General features: G+C 64.8%; 19 protein-coding genes, 1 tRNA gene and 1 pseudogene. 6 read left to right on the top strand and 15 right to left on the bottom strand.

From position 1 onward, the window contains the following. Positions 1-34 precede the first annotated feature (34 nt). The 5 genes from rplA to M2339_RS07020 all read right to left on the bottom strand — a co-directional run bounded on the left by rplA (position 35) and on the right by M2339_RS07020 (position 4,105). Positions 35-733, bottom strand: a complete 699-nt coding sequence (gene rplA, locus M2339_RS07040; protein WP_181559477.1) for a 50S ribosomal protein L1 — start codon at positions 731-733, stop codon at positions 35-37. 4 nt (positions 734-737) lie between these two features. Further along, the gene (gene rplK / locus M2339_RS07035) at positions 738-1,169 is read right to left on the bottom strand and encodes a 50S ribosomal protein L11 (RefSeq protein ID WP_181559478.1); all 432 of its coding nucleotides are present in this window, start codon (positions 1,167-1,169) and stop codon (positions 738-740) included. A 178-nt stretch (positions 1,170-1,347) separates the two neighbouring features. After that, on the bottom strand, positions 1,348-2,046 hold the full coding sequence (locus M2339_RS07030) for an HPP family protein (protein WP_264587080.1): 699 nt from the start codon (positions 2,044-2,046) through the stop codon (positions 1,348-1,350). Positions 2,047-2,163: 117 nt separating this feature from the next. Then, complete coding sequence (locus M2339_RS07025; protein ID WP_264572661.1) at positions 2,164-3,540, bottom strand: MFS transporter; 1,377 nt, start codon at positions 3,538-3,540, stop codon at positions 2,164-2,166. Positions 3,541-3,649: 109 nt separating this feature from the next. Further along, positions 3,650-4,105 (bottom strand): hypothetical protein, encoded by a 456-nt coding sequence (locus M2339_RS07020; RefSeq protein WP_181559481.1) that lies wholly within the window; start codon positions 4,103-4,105, stop codon positions 3,650-3,652. A 113-nt stretch (positions 4,106-4,218) separates the two neighbouring features. On the opposite strand from M2339_RS07020, the gene M2339_RS07015 reads away from it, so the two are divergent. Continuing rightward, positions 4,219-4,893, top strand: a complete 675-nt coding sequence (locus M2339_RS07015) for a spermidine synthase (protein WP_264572662.1) — start codon at positions 4,219-4,221, stop codon at positions 4,891-4,893. 18 nt (positions 4,894-4,911) lie between these two features. On the opposite strand, the gene M2339_RS07010 is transcribed toward M2339_RS07015, so the two are convergent. From M2339_RS07010 to M2339_RS06990, 5 genes are all read right to left on the bottom strand, one after another. Further along, positions 4,912-7,023 carry a PQQ-dependent dehydrogenase, methanol/ethanol family gene (locus M2339_RS07010; protein WP_264587081.1) on the bottom strand — a complete coding sequence of 704 codons (2,112 nt, stop codon included), beginning with the start codon at positions 7,021-7,023 and terminating at the stop codon, positions 4,912-4,914. Positions 7,024-7,292: 269 nt separating this feature from the next. Continuing rightward, positions 7,293-7,829, bottom strand: coding sequence for a transcription termination/antitermination protein NusG (gene nusG / locus M2339_RS07005; protein WP_181559484.1), 537 nt, complete (start codon positions 7,827-7,829; stop codon positions 7,293-7,295). A gap of 44 nt (positions 7,830-7,873) precedes the next feature. Continuing rightward, complete coding sequence (secE, locus tag M2339_RS07000; protein ID WP_181559485.1) at positions 7,874-8,080, bottom strand: preprotein translocase subunit SecE; 207 nt, start codon at positions 8,078-8,080, stop codon at positions 7,874-7,876. A 144-nt stretch (positions 8,081-8,224) separates the two neighbouring features. After that, positions 8,225-8,300, bottom strand: a tRNA-Trp gene (locus tag M2339_RS06995). A gap of 77 nt (positions 8,301-8,377) precedes the next feature. Then, positions 8,378-9,067 (bottom strand): alpha/beta fold hydrolase, encoded by a 690-nt coding sequence (locus M2339_RS06990; RefSeq protein ID WP_181559486.1) that lies wholly within the window; start codon positions 9,065-9,067, stop codon positions 8,378-8,380. 118 nt (positions 9,068-9,185) lie between these two features. On the opposite strand from M2339_RS06990, the gene aat reads away from it, so the two are divergent. Beyond that, a complete protein-coding gene (gene aat, locus M2339_RS06985) occupies positions 9,186-9,926 on the top strand; it encodes a leucyl/phenylalanyl-tRNA--protein transferase (RefSeq protein ID WP_181559487.1) in 741 nt (246 codons plus the stop codon). Between the two features lie 35 nt (positions 9,927-9,961). Here aat and M2339_RS06980 read toward each other — a convergent pair. The 4 genes and pseudogenes from M2339_RS06980 to M2339_RS06965 all read right to left on the bottom strand — a co-directional run. Further along, a pseudogene (locus M2339_RS06980) lies at positions 9,962-10,132 on the bottom strand (DUF2155 domain-containing protein); the annotation flags it as partial. 236 nt (positions 10,133-10,368) lie between these two features. Further along, a complete protein-coding gene (locus tag M2339_RS06975) occupies positions 10,369-10,764 on the bottom strand; it encodes an NADH:ubiquinone oxidoreductase subunit NDUFA12 (RefSeq protein WP_181559488.1) in 396 nt (131 codons plus the stop codon). Between the two features lie 60 nt (positions 10,765-10,824). Next, positions 10,825-11,409: a DUF192 domain-containing protein gene (locus M2339_RS06970; protein WP_264587082.1), complete on the bottom strand. Its 585-nt coding sequence runs from the start codon at positions 11,407-11,409 to the stop codon at positions 10,825-10,827. Next, positions 11,406-11,960, bottom strand: coding sequence for a regulatory protein RecX (locus M2339_RS06965; protein WP_264606274.1), 555 nt, complete (start codon positions 11,958-11,960; stop codon positions 11,406-11,408). The genes M2339_RS06970 and M2339_RS06965 overlap by 4 nt, the downstream gene beginning before the upstream one ends. Before the next feature lie 195 nt (positions 11,961-12,155). On the opposite strand from M2339_RS06965, the gene M2339_RS06960 reads away from it, so the two are divergent. Then, positions 12,156-13,874, top strand: a complete 1,719-nt coding sequence (locus M2339_RS06960; RefSeq protein WP_264587083.1) for a fatty acyl-AMP ligase — start codon at positions 12,156-12,158, stop codon at positions 13,872-13,874. A 77-nt stretch (positions 13,875-13,951) separates the two neighbouring features. Beyond that, on the top strand, positions 13,952-16,315 hold the full coding sequence (locus tag M2339_RS06955) for a putative bifunctional diguanylate cyclase/phosphodiesterase (protein ID WP_264587084.1): 2,364 nt from the start codon (positions 13,952-13,954) through the stop codon (positions 16,313-16,315). Between the two features lie 10 nt (positions 16,316-16,325). On the opposite strand, the gene M2339_RS06950 is transcribed toward M2339_RS06955, so the two are convergent. Beyond that, the gene (locus M2339_RS06950) at positions 16,326-17,075 is read right to left on the bottom strand and encodes a ParA family protein (RefSeq protein WP_264587085.1); all 750 of its coding nucleotides are present in this window, start codon (positions 17,073-17,075) and stop codon (positions 16,326-16,328) included. A gap of 153 nt (positions 17,076-17,228) precedes the next feature. On the opposite strand from M2339_RS06950, the gene plsY reads away from it, so the two are divergent. Both plsY and dprA read left to right on the top strand, forming a co-directional pair. Then, positions 17,229-17,843, top strand: coding sequence for a glycerol-3-phosphate 1-O-acyltransferase PlsY (gene plsY / locus M2339_RS06945; protein WP_264587086.1), 615 nt, complete (start codon positions 17,229-17,231; stop codon positions 17,841-17,843). Beyond that, positions 17,840-18,931: a DNA-processing protein DprA gene (gene dprA, locus M2339_RS06940; protein WP_264587087.1), complete on the top strand. Its 1,092-nt coding sequence runs from the start codon at positions 17,840-17,842 to the stop codon at positions 18,929-18,931. The genes plsY and dprA overlap by 4 nt, the downstream gene beginning before the upstream one ends. The last annotated feature ends 1 nt before the right edge of the window (position 18,932 follow it).

Here is an 18,932-nt window from a genome sequence, read left to right as displayed (position 1 = left end):
ATACCGGGCGGGGCGTTTTTAGAATTGGGTGAGATCAGGCCGAGGCGACCTGAGCCACGTCCACCTTTACGCCCGGGCCCATCGAGGACGACAGAGCGATCTTGCGGACATACTTGCCCTTCGAGCCCGAGGGCTTGGCCTTCACAATGGCATCGACGAAGGCGTCGAAGTTCTTGCGCAGGTCGGCTTCGGTGAAGCTGGCCTTGCCGAGACCGGCGTGGATGATACCGGCCTTCTCGACGCGGAACTCGATCTGGCCGCCCTTAGCCGCCTTCACGGCTTCAGCGACGTTCGGCGTGACGGTGCCGAGCTTCGGGTTCGGCATCAGGCCCTTGGGACCCAGCACCTTACCGAGGCGACCGACCAGACCCATCATGTCGGGCGTCGCGATCACGCGGTCGAAGTCGAAATTGCCGTTCTGGATGTGCTCGAGCAGATCCTCGGCACCCACGATCTCGGCGCCGGCTGCCTTGGCGGCATCAGCCTTGTCGGCGCGGGCGAAGACGGCAACGCGCACATCCTTGCCGGTGCCGGCGGGCAGGGTGACGACGCCACGGACCATCTGGTCGGCGTGACGCGGGTCGACGCCCAGGTTCATCGCGACTTCGACGGTCTCGTCGAACTTGGCGGTGGCGTTCTTCTTGATGAGCGCGATGGCTTCATCGACGCCGTGCAGCTTGTTCGCATCGACTGCGGCGGCCATTGCCTTGGCCTTCTTGGTCAGCTTTGCCATGTTCTTAGCCCTCCACCACGGTCAGGCCCATCGCGCGGGCGCTGCCTTCGATGATCTTCGTCGCGGCCTCGATGTCGTTGGCATTGAGGTCGACCATCTTCGCTTCGGCGATCTCGGCGAGCTGGGCACGCGTGATCTTGCCGGCGGAGACCTTGCCTGGCTCCTTGGAGCCGGACTTGAGGTTCACGGCCTGCTTGATGAGATAGGTTGCCGGCGGCTTCTTGGTGACGAAGGAGAAGCTGCGGTCAGCGTAGACGGTGATGATCGTGGGCAGGGGCGTACCCTTCTGCTCCTTCTCGGTCGCCGCGTTGAACGCCTTGCAGAATTCCATGATGTTCACGCCGCGCTGACCCAGGGCAGGGCCGATCGGCGGCGAGGGGTTAGCGGCTCCAGCGGGCACCTGGAGCTTGATATAGCCCGTGATTTTCTTGGCCATTACACTCACTCTGTAGAAGGCGGGGCCAATGGCGCCGCCCGGTTCAAGCTTAGCGGTCAAACGGCTGACCCTGAGGGGTCGTCCTCCCGCAATGGGCTTCCATCAGGCCTGCAAGACCGTCCGGAAGCCGGCGCCTATAGCGGTGACCGGTGCAAAAGGAAAGAGCGGTCTTCTCGATTCACTTTTGCCCGGTGGTGCGCCGCGCCAGCGCATGAAGCTCCGCCTGGGAGAGCAGCAGGGCGAGATCGTCCCGGCTGATGTCGAAACTCTCGTCCATATCCTCCAGCGCCTTGTCGATATCCTCGCTGTGCAGCCCTGATGCCTCTCGCATCTGCGCGCTCTGGATTGCGGGCGCAGCCGGCTGATGCGGATAGCTGTGACCGGTCATGCGATGGAAGAACATGGCAAGTGACACCAGCGCGATGGAATTGAGCCCAACGGGCGCAAAGGCGAAGGCATAGCCGGCATCGTGAATGCCTTGGCTGCCGATCACGGCGGTCAGCGCCGCCGCCCCGCCGGGCGGGTGCAGGCAGCGGCAGAGCGACATCACGAGGATCGCGCCGCCGACAGCCACGCCGGCGGCCAGCGCCATGGGCGGAATCCAGCGGGCCGCCGCCACGCCCACCAGTGCCGAGAGGATGTTCCCGCCCACCACGGACCAGGGCTGGGCGAGCGGACTGGTCGGCACGGCAAAGACCAGAACTGCCGAAGCGCCAATGGGCGCGACAATGATCGGCAGATCGGCGTAAGCGATCGGGAATTGCAGGCAGAGCACGATCGTCAGCCCGATCCCCGCCGTCGCGCCGATCACCGCCAGCAGGCGCGGCATCAGCCGGGCGCCGGCAAGGATCGGTTTGAAGAGGCGCTCTGTGGTCATGGGTTTCGTCGCACCGGCTTGGGAGAGAGGCGCGCTATTGGCGCGGCTTCACCCAGAAAACCAGCGAGCATTTCCCCTTGCCGATCAAGCCTGACTTTTAGGTCGTCGCGCCCCCGCTCATTCGGCCGGCGCGGGCTGTGCCGTGTTCAGCACGTCCGCCGGTGCTTTGCGGCGCTTCACGATCATGCCGATGCCGAGCGCGCACAGTGCCAGAACGGCAGGGCACAGCGCCAGAATGGCAAAGCTGCGAACGATCGGCAGGCCGCTCGCCAGCACGAACGCGCCGATGATCGGCCCTGCAATGCCGCCGATCTTGGCTACGGATGTTGCCCAGCCGGCGCCGTTCGCCCGGATTGCGGAGGGATAGAAGACGCCGGCAATCGACAGAATGCCGAAATGCGCGCCGCCCACGAAGCTGGTCGCGGCGACCGAGACGATCAGGAAGAGCGTCGGCTCCATCGGCACCAGGCCGACAAGCAGCAGCAGCGGGAAGGCGACGGCCGGATAGACCGCGACCGCAAGGGGCCCCTTGCCATCGGTAAAGCGCATCAGCAGCAGGCCTAGCACCGCGCCGGCGATGCCGCCGATGGACGAGACATAGGCCGCCGTCTCGCGCGAGAATTTGAGATCCTCATAGACGATAGGGCCCCAATTGGCCTTGAAATAGACGGCCAGCGTACTGGCGATATAGGCCAGCCAGAGCAGCGGCGTCAGCCATTTGAGGTCGCCCTTGAACAGCTTGGCGGCGGTGAAATTGCTGGTATCCTGCTTCTCGTCGCTGAGCTCGAAGCGGTCCTGCGCGGTCGCGCCGAGCGTGGGATCGACCTTGTTCAACGTCTTGGCGATCAGGTCCGGCTTGAGGTTCTTGCTGGCGAGGAAGCGTACCGATTCCGGCAACCAGAACAACAGGGCAAAGGCGCAGACGATCGTGCCGAGGCCGCCGAAAACGAACACGCCCTCCCAGCCATAGGTGGGGGCAAGCCACACGGTCACCGGCCCGGCCAGCGAGGAGCCGAGGCTGTAGCCGACCATGATCACCGTCACCACGGTCGAGCGGTATTTGGTGGGCACATATTCGATGTTGAGCGCCCAGGCGAGCGGCAGCATGCCACCAATGGCAAAGCCATCGAGGAAGCGCAGGATGAGAAGGGCTTCATAGCTCTGCGCCAGCGCGGTGGCGGTGGTCAAAATGCCGAATGCGAAGGCGGCGCCGATGATCGTCTGTCGCCGGCCGATCCGATCGCCAATGTATGCGAAGGCAAAACCGCCGACCATCATGCCGAACAGACCGGCAGAAAACACATTGCCCAGCTGGTGGGTGGAAAGGCTCAACTCATCGCGCATCCAGGGCGCGGTGAAGCTGATCAGCATCATGTCGAACCCGTCGAACACCGTGATCAACCAAGAGAGAACGATCAGCCGGAAATTGAACGGGCCGAGCTTCCGCTCATTGATGAACGTGGCGATATCGATCGAGCGGGGCGCGCTGGCCATGCTGGCTGTCCTCTCCGGCTGTGCCTCGAATCGTTCGTAAGGCAACTATTCTTTTAATGGTTAGCAATCTATCGGGCGGCGGCAAGCGATACCTGCTGCGCCGCCCGGTTCAGATATCGGTCGAGAGCACGAAGCCACGCAAGGCGCGGGCGTCGTGAAGGGCATTATGCGGCACCTGGCTGTTGCGCGCGCTGCTGAACCCGGCGGCATTGACCAGCTCGAAGCGGAGGCCGCGCACGTCGATCATCTCGCCGGGGCCGGTCATCAGCAGCGTCGCGAAATGGGCGATGTCCTCGGGCCAGTCTGCGACGATCATCGGCTCATTGTCGCCGGCGAGATAGGTGGCGACCAGCTCGGACGCATTGGCCCGCTCCACGGCATAATCCAGCCCGGTCGGCACATGGCGCAGATAGGGGATCACATTGTGCTCGACCCAGGGGTGGAGCGGTTCTGGAAGCGGCAGAAGCGAGAGATACAGCTCCTGATCGCCATATTCGGGCACCAGGGCCAGGCTGATCAGGGCGCCGCCAAAACCATTATATTCGGTATCGAGAAAGTAACGCATGAAGCTCCGGGGATTGGATTGGGGGGAGAGTCGCGCGGAGGCATACAGTGCCGGGACCGTTTGCGCGATGCCTCCGGGTCTGCCAGAGGGACGGCTCGGTTGAAAGGAACGATATGAAGCCCCGCGAACATCTCGGCACGGCAAAGGTGCCCGGCGGCGAGGATCTGCGCCTGTTCCGGCGCGGCGACGATTTCATGATCGTGCTGGACCGCAACGAACTGATGAACAGCCGGATGAGCGGATCGGAAAAGGCGCTGGCGCTGATGACGCTGGAGCGGCTGCCGTCCCGCGCGGGGCGGCATCTGCTGATCGGTGGCTATGGCATGGGCTTCACGCTGCGCGCGGCGCTGGGCGCGCTCGATGCGCAGGCGAAGGTCACGGTGGCCGAGCTGGTGCCGGAGATCATCGAATGGGCGCGGGGGCCGATGGCCGAATTGGCCGCCGGCTGTCTCGATGATCCGCGCGTGGATCTCGTCCACAGCGACGTCGCCGAGCTGATCGAGGAAGGGCAGGGGCGCTACGATGCCATCTTGCTCGACGTCGATAATGGTCCCGACGGCCTCACCGTGCCGGCCAATGACCGGCTCTATGCCGCGCGCGGCCTCTCCCAGGCGATGCGGGCGCTCAAGCCGGGCGGCATTCTCGCCGTCTGGTCCGCCGGCTCGGACGAAGCCTTCACCCGCCGGCTGAAGAGCGCCGGGTTCATCGTCGACGAGGTGGCGGTGAAGGCGCGGGAGAACGGCAAGGGGCCGCGCCACGTCATCTGGTTCGCCCAGCGGCGCGGCTAGGCCGCACGAACTAGCCCCTCATTGCCGCACGGCATCGTCCTGCCAATCCTCATTGCCGCGCGCGATGAGGTAGGCGTGGATCGCCTCCGCCTGTGTCTTGTCCAGCACGCCCTTGAAGCTGGCCATGCCCAGATCGGCCTTGGTGCCCTCCAGCACGATATCGAGGAAGTGCGCGCGCGTGTCGGGCGTCATGTAGCGCAGGTCCTTGAGGCCACCGCGCGCATTCTCGCCATGGCAGCGGGCGCAGGTCTCGCCATAAAGTTGCGCGCCCAGCCGCACCTGCGCTTCGGTGGCGCGGAGGAAGGGCGGGCGGGGCAGGGCCGTCGGCGGCGGTAGGGGCGGCAGCGTCACGCCTTTGGCATCCAGCCTGAACACCAGCAACCGCGCCGGTGACACCCGGAAGCCGCCGGGAATCTTGCTCAGCCCCGCGACGATCGATCCGCCCCAGCCGACATTCACTGCGACATATTGCACGCCGTCGATGGCGTAAGTCACGGGCCCGCCGATGGCGACATTGTCGACATTCATGTCCCAGAGCTTCTGCCCGGTGTCGGCCCGGTACGCCGCGAAGGTCTTCTCGATCGTGCCCTGAAAGACGAGATTGCCCGCCGTCGCCAGCGTGCCACCCGAGCCGGGGAGTGAATAGGGCACGCGCCACACTTCTTTCTGCGTCACCGGGTTCCAGGCGAGCAGATAGCCTTTCTCCATGGCATCCGCCTCTGCCTGCAAGGCCTTGCGCTGCGCGGCCCATTCCGGCGTGGCGCCGGCATAATCGAAGCCGGCATTGTTGCGGAACGGCACGAAGGTAAAATCCTCGTCCCGCTGCCGGGCATAGACGATGGATTGTTCCATGGCCGGGAAATAGACCAGCCCGGTCTTCGGGCTGAACGACATGGGGTGCCAGCTATGCGCGGCGAGCAGGCTCGGCGTGATGCGCTGGGGCGTCGTTGTCAGATGCACGCCCGGATACAGCACCGGCCGCCCGGTCTTCATGTCGATATGGCTGGCCCAGTTGCTCGGCACGAATTTCTCGGCCGAGAGCAATTCCCCGGTCTTGCGGTCGAGCACGTAGAAAAAGCCGTTCTTGGGCGCCTGCATGATGACCGGGCGGGTCTTGCCCTTGATCTTCAGGTCCGCGAGCATCATCGGCTGGGTGCAGGTAAAGTCCCAGTCTTCCTCCGGCACCGCCTGATAATGCCAGCGATAGGCGCCAGTGTCGGCATCCACCGCCACGATGGAGCACAGGAACAGATTGTCACCCTTGCCCGCGCTGCGGAAATGCCAGCTGATCGGCGATCCGTTGCCGGTGCCGATATAGACGAGGTTGAGCGCCGGATCGTAGACGAAGCTGTCCCACGCAGTCCCGCCACCGCCATATTTCCACCACTCCCCGTGCCAGGTCGGCAGCGCGATCTTCATCGCCGCGTCCGAGGCTTCGCCGTCGGGGCCATCGGCGGGGTCGCCGGGCACGGTGTAGAACTTCCATAGCTGTTTTCCGGTCTCCGCATCCCAGGCGCTGACGAAACCGCGCACGCCATAGTCGGCGCCGCCATGGCCGATCACCACCTTGCCATCGAACACGCGCGGCGCGCCGGTGATGGAATAGGGATGCGCGCGGTCGAAGGTCTGCACCGTCCAGACCGCCTTGCCGGTCTGCGCATCCACGGCGATCAGCCGGCCGTCGAGCGCGGCGACGTAGATCTTGCCGTTCCACGCCGCAATGCCACGGGTCGAGGGGCCGCAACAGGCCAGCCGCGCCCATTGCCGCTCGACCTGCGGATCATAGGTCCACAGCTTGCGGCCGGTCCGTCCATCATAGGCGGTCACGATGTTGAAGGCGGAGGCGTTGTAGATCACGCCATCGACCACCAGCGGTGTCGCCTGCACGCCGCGGTAGGTGTTCAAATCATCGTACCAGGCCAGTCCAAGCCGCTGGACGGTCTTGTCGTTTATCTGGGTGAGCGGCGAATAACGCTGCTCGTCATAGCTGCGCCCATAGGCCATCCAGCTGCCGGCGCTGGCGGGTGCGTCCGGCGCCCGCATCCGCTCGCTGGTGACATGGGCTGGCTGCATGCCGCCTGATCGGGCGTCCTGTCCCGCGAGGAGCAGCGGCGCCGTCATCAGCGCCATGCCTGCGATCCACGATCTCCTGCTCCCTGCCACGTCTAATCTCTCCTGATGCGGCACCGTTGCGGTGCTTGCGCAATCAAGGGATTATTCGCCGCGCCAACGCAATCGCCCTGCGCGATGGTCAGGTTGGATGAGGTGGAAGAACGGCTGAGACCGGCGCGGCGCGTTTGTGCCTTTTCGGCGTTTCCTGCCCGTCATTCCCGCGTTCGACACAAGAAAAGAGCCGCCGATCAGGGACCGGCGGCTCGAAAAATTGGCTGTCGAAGGCCTTATTTGGAAAGCTCGACTTCCTCGAAGTCCAGTTCCACCGGCGTCGCGCGGCCGAAGATCGAAACCGAGACCTTCACGCGGCTCTTCTCGAAATCCAGTTCCTCGACGGTGCCGATGAAGCTGGCGAACGGGCCGCTCATCACCTTCACGCTGTCGCCGATCTCGTAATCGACATTGACCTTGTGACGCGGCTGGGCGGCGGCTTCCTCGCGCGCGCCGAAGAAGCGGGCGGCTTCCGCCTCGCTGATCGGCTGCGGCTTGCCGGAATTGCCGAGGAAGCCGGTGACCTTGGGCGTGTTCTTGATGAGGTGGTAGATATCATCGTTCATGCTGAGCTTGGCGAGCACATAGCCCGGCATGTTCTTGCGCTCGACCTGAACCTTCTTGCCGCGCTTCACTTCGGTCACGGTCTCGGTCGGCACCTCGACCTGCTCGATGAGCTGGGCCAGACCCATGCGCTCGGCTTCGGACAGGATGGACTCGCGGACCTTGTTCTCGAAGCCCGAATAAGCGTGGATGATGTACCAGCGCGCCATAATTTTATCGTTTCCTCAATTCGTCTTGGTCGGGAGAGCGGCGATCAGCTCTGGCCCGCGGCCAAACCCAGCAGCGTGCGAACGATCCAGCCAAAGAACGTGTCGATGCCAAAGAAGAAAAGTCCGAGCACCGTGGTCAGGATCACCACCATGATCGTGGTCATCACCGTCTCGCGCGAGGTCGGCCAGGTGACCTTGTTCCACTCGGCCTTGACCTGGTTCACGAATTCGATGGGGGAGGTTTTCGCCACGCTCAGCCTGCTCTTTCAGATGAAACCAGAACTCTTTGAAACACAAGAAAGCGGACCGCACCCGGAGCTTTCTCCGGCCGGCCCGCCGCCTGCATTTCGCAACCGTCCTTGCCTCTACGCGCTCGGGCGCCTCGGGGCAAGTTTTGGCAGGGGCGATAGGATTCGAACCTACGACATTCGGTTTTGGAGACCGACGCTCTACCAGCTGAGCTACACCCCTGTGCCGGTGAAGGCGCTGCCCTTAACGCGACCCGAAGGCGGGCGCAAGCGGTCAACAGCGCTTTCCGCAACTTGTCGTCATTCGTCCTTCGCCGCGTCCTCGAGGAGGATGCGAGTGATGCCGGGGAGATCGTCGTCCCACATCATGTGGCTGGTGGGGAGTTCGTGGACGTCCCAGGCCGGGTCTGCGGTGCAGCGCGCGCGGAACGGCGCGAACGAGCCGAGCGGGCTGGCGGACGCAAAGACGTACGTCCGCCGCGCAACCGCGTCCTCCTCGCCACCAAGCTTGACCGGTTCGAGCAGGGTGAGGAGCGGGTGGCCCGAGACGCGCCCGGCCCGCCCCGGCGGGATCGGGAAGATCGGCTGGACGAGGCCCGGCGTCTGCCGCTGATTCTCGATATACATCGCCCGCGTCCCGTCATCGACGATGTCCCAGAGCATTTCGCCGTCCTTCGGCAGGAAGGCGTCGAGATAGATGAGGCTGCGGATGCGGCTGCCGCGCAGGGCAGAGACACCGGTGATGACCATGCCGCCATAGCTATGGCCGACGAGGATGATGTCGCGCAGGCCCTCGCAATCGATGAGGCCGACAACATCGGCGATATGATCGCTGAGCGTGATGCCGCCATGCGCCAGATGAGCACGCTCCCCAAGGCCGGTGAGCGAGGGCACATGAACCTCATGGCCGGCGGACCGCAGTTCGCGGGCGAGGGGGCCATAACCCCAGCTGCCGCCCCAGGCGCCATGAACCAGCACGAAAATTGCCACAGGCTTGCTCCTCTCCAGACTGTGCCGGATCGCTATCGCCTCCCGGTGGCGCCTGCCAGCCCTTTTTGCCCCAAGGGACGGGCGCGACAAACGCCGGTGGGGATGCTAAAGGCCGGGAATGGCGATCGATTTACCGATCCTGTTGCGCGCTTATGCGGTCGGGCTGTTCCCCATGGCCGACGACCGTGCCGCCAATTCGGTCTTTTGGGTGGAGCCTGAGCGGCGGGCGATCTTGCCGCTCGATGGCTTTCACCTCTCCAAATCCTTGCGCAAGACCGTACGCGCCAACCGGTTCGAGGTCACGGCGGATACCGCGTTCGAGGAGGTCATCGCACTATGCGCGCAGAGCGCCAGCGATCGCCCGACGACGTGGATCAATCGGGACATTGAGGAAGCCTTTGTGCGCTTGCACCACGGCAAGCTGGCGCACAGCGTGGAAGTGTGGAGCCACGAGGATGGCGAGCGCCATCTCGTCGGCGGGCTCTATGGTCTGGCGCTGGGGCGGGCCTTCTTTGGCGAGAGCATGTTCAGTCGGCGGCGCGATGCCTCAAAGGTGGCGATAGCCTGGCTGGTCGCCCGGCTGCGGGTCGGCGGGTTTACGCTGCTCGATTGTCAGTTCATGACCCCGCATCTTGCCTCCCTGGGCGCGGTGGAGATTGACGCGCAGGCCTATTCGGGATTGCTAGGCGCAGCGCTTTCGGCCGGGGCGGATGGCGTTGCGGGTGCTTCTGCCGCGTTCGATGCGCTCGATTCGTTGCCGGATGCGCCGGCCGACCGTGCGCTGCGATCCGCCACGCGCACCGTGTCTGGCCCGGTCTCCGGCCAGCTCATCGCGCAGCTGATCACCCAGACGTCGTAGATCGGGTGCAGCACTACATTACGGTCAGGCCGTTCCTTGAACAGCCAGCCGGAGAAGGTGCGGTGCCATTTGTTGTCGCGGCTTTCGAGCACGTCGAGCTGCACGAATGCGCCGGTTTCCTTGTCCATTTCCCACGGCGCGGTGGTTTCGCAGGCGCGCAGGCGGATGATGGCATTGCCCGAGCGCAACGCCACGCCCGGCTTCATCGTGAATTTCTGGGTGATCCCGTTGCGCTTGTTGAGCAGGCCGATCTCCGCGACGCGCTCTGCCATCGGCGTTCCGGGCAAGCCGGTCTCGACCTTCACGGGGCGCTCGTCCTGCGTGCGCTCTTCCGGCACAACCGCGACATTGCGGGCAGCCTCGGGGTCTCCGCAGGCCGTCAGCGGTCCAATGATGCCGAGCGCGAGCAACCATCGGCCCGGCCGCGCGGACCGGAGAATCGTCACGTATTCGGCGTCCAGGCTTCGTAATCGCCCGTCGCCATCTGGCGGCGACCGCCGGCAGCGATGGCGCCGGAAGGCAGATGGGCCTGCGGCGTGCCGGTCTGGTTGGGCGTGAATTCGGTTTCCCAGATGCGGGGCGGCGGCAAATGGCTCTCAGGCGTGCCGTCGATGCTGTGATGCAGCCAGCCATGCCATTCTGCAGGCACGCGGCTGGCATCATTGGCGCCCTTATAGATCACCCAGCGGCGCGTGAGGCCATTCGGGTCCGTGCCGCCTTCATAATAGACATTGCCCTGATGGTCCTCGCCCACTTTCGTGCCTTTGCGCGAAGTGAACAGCGAGGTGCCGATGGTGGCGCCGTCCCACCAGGTGAAGATCTTGCCGAGCAGTCCCATGGCCAGAGCGCTTAGCCGCACTCACGGGGGATTGGCAACGTGGAATCGAATGAAGACGGCTCAGCGCTGCGACGAGGGGCAGAAGCGATCCGCTCGCCACACGGGCGCGCGACCGGCACCGGCGCCTGCATCCGTGGTACAATCGCCCCATTCGATCCGGTCACCCTTGGCGATGCCGAGCGCCTCTGCACGTCCCTGCCGGATTTCCAGCACCGCCGTCACCGGCTCATTGGCCGCGAGCGGGCGCAGGCTGTTCGGCTCGCCCTGCAGGATGTCGGCAATCGTACCGTCGGTGCGGATGAATAACAGGTCCAACGGCACGCGCGTGTCCTTCATCCAGAAGGATGCCATGTTAGGATAGGCGAACGGAAAGATCATGCCGGCATCGGCGGCCAGCGTCTCGCGGCCCATCAGGCCGTGCTGCTGCGCGTCCTTGTCCACCGCCATTTCCGCGACGAAGCGATGGGTCTGGCCGCTGGACGTGCGAATGCGAACTTCGGTGCTGCCAGCGGGCAGGGCCGCGCTATTGGCAACCGCTGAGGTGTTAGCGCTGTCCTCCGGCGCCGCATGGCAGGCGGAAAGCACGAGCGCTGCCGCCAGCGCGCCGATGTCCAGGCTACGCCCGATCCGCCACCTCTTCGTCATTCCCAATCCTCTGCTGACAGGGTCTCCGGTCGCTCGGGCAACTCGCCCGGTGCGCTTTCGATCCAGTTGCGGGCGGTCTGCATGCTGTGGCCGGCCCGTAAAAAGGTCGCGATCTGTTTTTCCCGCAGCGGCCGGTCGGCCGGCTCGGCGGCGAAGGGCCCGATTCGCTTGCGGCGGGCCAGTCGTTCGGCCGCATCCCATTGGGCGGCAGCATCGGGCGCGGCCTGCTCGGATGTTGTCTCGTCGATCCCGTCCTGCCTCAGCGTTTGCGCGATGCGGCGTTGCCCGAGGCCCCGCCGCTGCATCGCCCCTGATTTCATCTCGGCATAAGCCCGGTCGTCCACATAGCCGAGATCGACCAGCTTCTGCGTGATCCGCTCGGTCGGGGGCGGGGCATCGCCAGCCCAGCCACGCTCGCGCAGCTTGCGCGCGAGATAGGCCGTGAGCTTGCCCCGGCTGGTCGCAAAGCGCCCGACATAGTGGAGAGCCAGCGCCTCAAGGCTCGCTTCGACAAGCGGTTTTGGCGGCGATTTTTGCGGGCGCGGCGTCATACGCCATTTTTGTGCCACACTCCCTGTCTTAAAGTAAACGCGCCTAACTCGCGCAAGAACGAGGTAGGGCCGGGCATAGAATGCGGCTTTTCGGTTCAGACAAGCGCAAGCCAGCCAGGCGTAGACGCAAGAGAACTGCCGCCGTGCCCTGAGCTAAGGGGATGATTTCTGGCGGAAAAAGAAGGGTCATTTGTGATGCAGCCAACACCGACGGAAGATCGGCTTGAGCGGCGCTTTGCCGATTTCGATACTTTGGGCGCCGCGCTCGATTATGCGGCCCAAGGTGTTCGTGGAGTTAACTTTCACGATGCGCGCGGCAATCTTGCGCGTCCTTATCCCTTTTCGGAAATGCGCGGCGATGCACTGGCCTGCGCCTATCGGTTGATCGCGCGGGGTGTTCAGCCCCAGCAGCGGATCGCCCTGATCGCCGAGACCGGCCCGGAGTTCGCCCAATTGTTCTTCGGCATCGTCTATGCCGGTGCCTGGCCCGTGCCGCTGCCCTTGCCGACCAGCTTTGGCGGTAAGGAAAGCTATATCGACCAGCTTTGCGTCCAGCTCGACAGCTGTGACCCGATCATGCTGCTCTTCCCCGCCGAACTGAGCGAAATGGCCGGTGAGGCCGCGCGCCGCAAGGGTGTGGAGCCGCTCAGCTTCGATGACTTCCTTGCGGCCCCGGTGAAGCCTTGTGTGCTGCCGCAGGCGAGCGCGGATGACATCTGCTATTTGCAGTATTCCAGCGGATCGACGCGGTTTCCGCATGGCGTGGCGGTGACGCACAAGGCACTGCTCAGCAATCTCGCGGCGCATAGCCACGGCATGGAGCTGATCGATAGCGACCGCTGCATCAGTTGGCTGCCCTGGTATCATGACATGGGTCTGGTCGGCTGCTTCCTGTCGGTCGTCGCCAATCAGGTTTCCACCGATTACCTCAAGACCGAGGATTTCGCGCGCCGTCCGCTGGCGTGGCTGGACATGATCTCGCGCCATCAGGGCACCGCGATCAGCTATTCACCCACCTTCGGCTACGATATCTGTTCGCGCCGCATGTCGAGCCAGACCCGGGCCTCGGAACGCTTCGACCTGTCGCGCTGGCGGCTGGCTGGCAATGGCGCGGACATGATCCGCCCGGATGTGATGCAGCAGTTCGTTGATGCTTTTGCGGAAGCCGGCTTCTCGCCCAAGGCCTTCCTGCCGAGCTATGGCCTGGCTGAAGCGACGCTGGCCGTGACCATCATGCCGCCGGGTGAAGGCATCATGGTGGAGCTGGTCGAGGAAACCGAACTGTCCGGCGGTCATGCCGTGGAGGATCGCCCGCAGCGCTTCCGCGCGATCGTCAATTGCGGCAAGCCCGTGATGGGCATGACTGTCGAAATCCGCGACGAATTCGGCGGCCCGCTGGCCGAGCGGACCATCGGCAAGGTGTGGACGACCGGTCCCTCGCTCATGGTCGGCTATTTCCGCGATCAGGAATCGACCGATGCCTGCATGGCCGATGGCTGGCTGGACACCGGCGACATGGGCTATCTCTCGGATGGCTATCTGTACATCGTCGGCCGCGCCAAGGACATGATCATCATCAACGGCAAGAATCACTGGCCGCAGGATATCGAGTGGGCGGTAGAGCAGCTTCCGGGCTTTAAGCAGGGAGACATTGCCGCCTTCGCCATCACCACCGCTGGAGGCGAGGAAGCGCCCGCCGTCCTGGTGCATTGCCGCGTATCCGACAATGTCGAGCGCGCACGGCTGCGGGAAGAGATTCGCGAGCGCGTCCGTTCGATCACCGGTATGAACTGCGTGGTGGAACTGGTGCCGCCGCGCTCGCTGCCGCGCACCAGCTCGGGCAAACTCAGCCGCTCGAAGGCGCGGACCCTGTATCTGACCGGGGAAATCGTGCCCTATGACATCGCAGCCTGATCGGGGGCGGTTGACGCGGTAAAAGACTGCGAGCGCTTGCTTACGGGTTGATAACCTGCGCGCGATACGACCGCGCCGTGACCAAGCGTTCAACCGTCCCAGACCAGCGCGCAGCGCCCGCCACGGAAGTCGTTTCGCTCGGCTTGTTGTGCGGATTCCGCCCGCTTCCCGGGGCGCAGGGGCGCCTTGTATGCGGGAGCCAGTTGCGCTCCGCAGACCGGATGCTGGGGCTCTTCACTACGATCACGGCCATCTCGGCCATGCTCGTGGGCGCGCGGTTTTACAACCATATCAATATCTGGATGTTCGTTGTCTGGATGTTGGTGCTCGGTATTTCACAAGCGCAGTTGCTGCGGTTGCGCCGGGTCAATGTGGCGTCGGATTATGCCGATGCGACGCGGGCCGCATTGTTGCGACATGGCGCGATCTGCTGGCTGCAGGGCGCCATATGGGTCGCCGCAATGGTGCTCTTCACCGGCGAAGCCAGGCCGGAAGAAGTGGTCACATTTTGGACCATCGCCTGCTGCCTGATGGCTTCGGTGGCCATTTCTTTCCAGTCCACCGCATTGTCCGCCAGTGGCTTCATCCTGTCGATCGGCGCGGGCACCGTCTGGATGATGCTGCGACATGCCGATCCCTTTCTGGCGGGTGTCGTGGCGATCTATGCTCTGCTCGCTTTGGCGACAAGCCTCTGGCAGGCGCACCAGTTCGGCGTGCAGGTCTCGACCAGCAAGGCGCTGGCCGAAAAGCGCGAGGTTGTCAGTCTCCTGCTGCGCGAGCATGATCGCGACGGGGCCGATGTGCTGTGGCAGACCGACACCGCCCGTCGCCTGACCGGGGTTTCCCCGGCCTTTGCGCGGATGCTCGGCAAGACGGTGGAGGAGGTGGACGGGCAATCCATCCTCCAAGTGCTGGCAGGATCGACCTGGACGAACGGGGATTTCGACCCGGCCCTTCATGTGCTGGCGGAGAAGCTCAAGGACCGGGTGTCCTTTTCCGACCTGTGCCTGTCCGGCACGGTCGACGGTGCGCGTCGCTGGTGGTCATTGTCCGCATCTCCCCGGCTGGATGAGGCCGGCAATTTCCTGGGATTTCGCGGCGTCGGCTCTGATATCACGGTGCAGAAGGAGACGAACGAGCGCATTTCGCAACTCGCCCGGCTGGATACGCTCACCAATCTTCCCAACCGCCTCAATCTGGGCGAGGAACTGGCCAAATCCGTCGAAGACACGCAGACGTGGCAGACGCGGTGCGCCTTCATGATGATCGATCTCGATCGGTTCAAGTCGGTGAACGATACGTTGGGTCACCATGTCGGCGACCAGCTTCTGGCTCAAGTTGCCGAACGTTTGCGCGGCGTCTGCTCGCTCAACGAAGTCTGCGGTCGGCTCGGCGGCGATGAGTTTGCCGTAGTCGTGCGCGAGGTGGCCGATCCCATCTATGTCGACCGGCTGGCGAGCGCGATCATCGAGGTCGTGTCCAGACCCTATGTGCTCGATGGGCAGACGCTGTTCATCGGCGCCAGCATCGGCTCGGCCATGGCACCGCAGGACGGCACGGATGCGGACATGCTGATGCGCAGTGCGGATCTGGCCATGTATCGCGCCAAGGAGGCAGGGCGGGGCAAGCATCTGCGCTTTACGGCATCGATGCACGCCGATGCAGAGGAGCGCCGCAATCTCGAACTGGCGTTGCGCAATGCGATCGAGGCCGGTGAATTCCATCTGGTCTACCAGCCCATCGTCAATGCGCGCTCCCGCCATGTCATCGGCTTCGAGGCATTGTGCCGGTGGACGCACCCCCAGCTTGGGCCGATTCCGCCCAGCCGCTTCATTCCTATCGCCGAGGATACAAGGCTGATCTCCCGCCTTGGCGCTTGGGTGCTGGAGACGGCATGCAAGACCGCCTGTCACTGGCCTGACGCGGTGAGCCTCTCGGTCAATGTGTCGGCCCAGCAGCTGTGCGATCCCGAGATCGTCCCGCAGATCAGCGCAGCTCTGGCGCAGTCCGGACTTCCCGCTAGCCGGTTGGAGCTGGAGGTGACCGAGAGCGTGTTCATGCAGGAGGAGACGGGCGCGTCCCAGGCGCTCGATCGGTTGGCGAAAATGGGCATCCGGCTTTCGCTGGACGATTTCGGGACCGGCTACTCGTCGCTCGGCTACCTTTCCCGCGCACGGTTCGACACCATCAAGGTCGATCAAAGCTTCATTCACGGCGCCGCTCGCGGCCAGCGTGAGAGCCTCGCCATCATCAACGCGGTGGTGGCGATGGCCACCAGCCTTGGGTTGGAGACCACCGCCGAGGGCGTGGAGACCGAAGGGGAATATGACATCATCCGGGCGCTGGGATGCTCGAAGATCCAGGGCTATTATTTCGGCCGGCCCATGTCGCGAGACGAGAGCATCGGCCTGTTCGGCCGCTCAGCGACGCAGGTCGCCTGATCCCTTCGCCTCACCCTTTGGCGAGACGGCGCTCGATGGCTTGCCAGATCGTAGCGAATTGCTCGGCCGGCTGGCTCTGAGCTGCAAAGGTGGCCAATGGCGCGCGCCGGGCGCCCATCTGCTCGACAAGGCTGGAATAGCTGACGATTGGCCAGTCGGGATGGGCTCCGAGCGCCTCGGCATGGAGCTTGCGCCGCCGGTCCACCATAGAGAACACCGGCAGGATCGGGGGATGCCATCCGCCGCGCCGGATCAGGATGCCGGCCAGATCATCGAGCGATTTGCGCGCGAGCGGTGAGGGGATCACCGGCGCCACGACAAGATCTGCGCCCCGCAGCACCTGCTCGGCTGTCTCGGTGAGCCCGGGCGGGCAATCCAGGATGACGCGGTCGTAACGTTGTGCAAGCCCGGCGAGCAGTTTCGCCAACCGGCGCTTTTTACCCAGATCGAAGAGCAGCCGCTCCAGACCGTGAAGGGACATGTCTGCGGCCAAGAGATCGAGGCCGGGGATGGCGGTGGGCTGGCAGATGTCTTCCGGTTCCAGCTGCCGCGCAAAGACCGCGCGGGCGGCGTCGCGCGTTTCTGTTTGCGCGGCCAGGAGCCAGGTCGCTGCGCCCTGCGGGTCGAGATCCCACAGCAATGTTCGCCGCGCAGAGAGGCTTGCCGAGGCCCATGCCAGATTAACGGCAAAGGTGGATTTGCCGACGCCTCCCTTGAGGCTGAACACCGCGATTGTCTTCATCTCGGGTTGCGCTGCCATGATCCTGTGATGGATCGATGACAGAAATGTTGCAAATTAAAGTCATGCGATGGGCCTGTCCGCGCCATCCGCCGGGCGCTCGCACGCGATCCCCGCTTGCAAGATCGCCCGCCGCTGCGCAAAGGTCACCAGCGAAACAGGAGCAGAATTCCCATGCAATGGCAGTTGCCGGCCCTTGTCGCGCTTGTCGGCTATCTTCTGGGGTCCATCCCCTTCGGCATCATCCTTACGCGGCTGGCTGGGGCAGGGGACCTGCGCGCGATCGGCTCCGGTAATATCGGCGCGACCAATGTGCTGCGCACCGGACGCAAAGGCCTCGCGGCTGCGACGCTCCTGCTGGATGGCGCGAAAGGTGCCGTGGCGGCGATGGTCGGCGCATGGCTGATGCCGGTCGGTGATATGGCCCTCAGCGGCGCCACTATTGGCGGCGTCATGGCCTTTGGGGGGCATTGTTATCCGGTCTGGCTGCGGTTTCGCGGCGGCAAGGGCGTGGCGACGATGCTGGGCGTATGTCTTGCACTGTCCTGGATCGCCGGACTGGTCTTTGCGGCGGTCTGGCTGGCCGCGCTTGCCCTGTTTCGGATCAGTTCGGTGGGCGGCATGAGCGCGGCCATCAGCGCGCCGGTGGCAGCGTTGCTGATTGGCCGGCCCGATCTGGCGGCGCCCATCGCCGGCATGGCGCTCGTGGTGCTGTGGCGGCATCGGTTGAACATCGCGCGCCTGCTGCGCGGGGAAGAACCGCGCGTGGGAAGCTCCCGCGCCGCATGACGACGCTCAACGCAGATCGGTACGATCGCCTGCGGCTCATCCGGACGCCGAATATCGGCCCGGTCGCCTATCGGCAACTGCTAGCCCGCTTCGGCACGGCGGGACGCGCTCTGGAGGCGCTGCCCGATCTCGCCTCGCGCGGCGGAAACCGGCGCTTCAAGCCCTGTGATCGCCACAGCGTCGATGCCGAAATCGCGCAGGTCGAGCGGCTGGGCGCGCATTATCTGTTTCTGGGCGAGGCGGATTACCCGGCTCTGCTCGGCCAGGCCGAAGGTGCCCCGCCGGTGCTCATCGCCCGGGGCAACGCGGGGCTGGGCGTTGAGCGCTGTGTCGCCATCGTCGGTGCGCGCAATGCCTCCGCCGCAGCCTGCCGATTTGCGCGAGAACTGGCCCATGCCCTGCAAGAGGCCGGCATCGTCGTGGTCTCCGGTCTCGCGCGCGGCATCGACACCGCCGCGCATCAGGGGGCCGGGATCGCGCGGACCGTTGCGGTGATCGGGTCCGGCATCGACGTCAATTTCCCGCCGGAAAATGCCGATCTGCAGGAGCGGGTTGCGCGCGAGGGCTTGCTGCTCACCGAACTGCCGCCCGGCGCTGAGCCGCTTGCCCGCCACTTTCCCGCCCGCAACCGGATCATCGCCTGGATGAGCCTGGGTACGGTGGTGGTGGAGGCTGCGCCGCGCTCGGGCTCGCTGCTGACTGCGCGGCTGGCGGGCGAGGAGGGGCGGGAGGTGATGGCCGTGCCCGGCTTTCCGGCCGATCCGCGCGCCCATGGCTGTAATGCCCTCATTCGCGACGGCGCCACGCTGGTGCAAAGCGCGCAGGATGTCGTGGAGGCGATCGCGTCGCTCGATCCGCGCGCGCTGCGCTCGGGGCAGCGCGACTTCCTGTCGCAGCCGCCATCTGACGATCTGGGGGAGGCGGAACGGCAGCGCGTGACGGGCTTGCTCAGCCTCAGCCCGGTGGCGGTTGACGAACTGATCCGGCAGAGCGGCTTAGCACCGGCGAGCGTGCAGACGGCGCTGCTGGAGCTTGAGATTGCCGGTCGTCTGCAGCGCCATGCCGGGGGACGGGTGAGCTTTGCCTGAG

The sequence above is a fragment of the Sphingobium sp. B2D3C genome (genome assembly GCF_025961835.1).
Classification (GTDB): domain Bacteria; phylum Pseudomonadota; class Alphaproteobacteria; order Sphingomonadales; family Sphingomonadaceae; genus Sphingobium.
The sequence above is the reverse complement of the archived record's forward strand: the minus strand, read 5'-3'. Positions and strand labels throughout refer to the sequence as shown.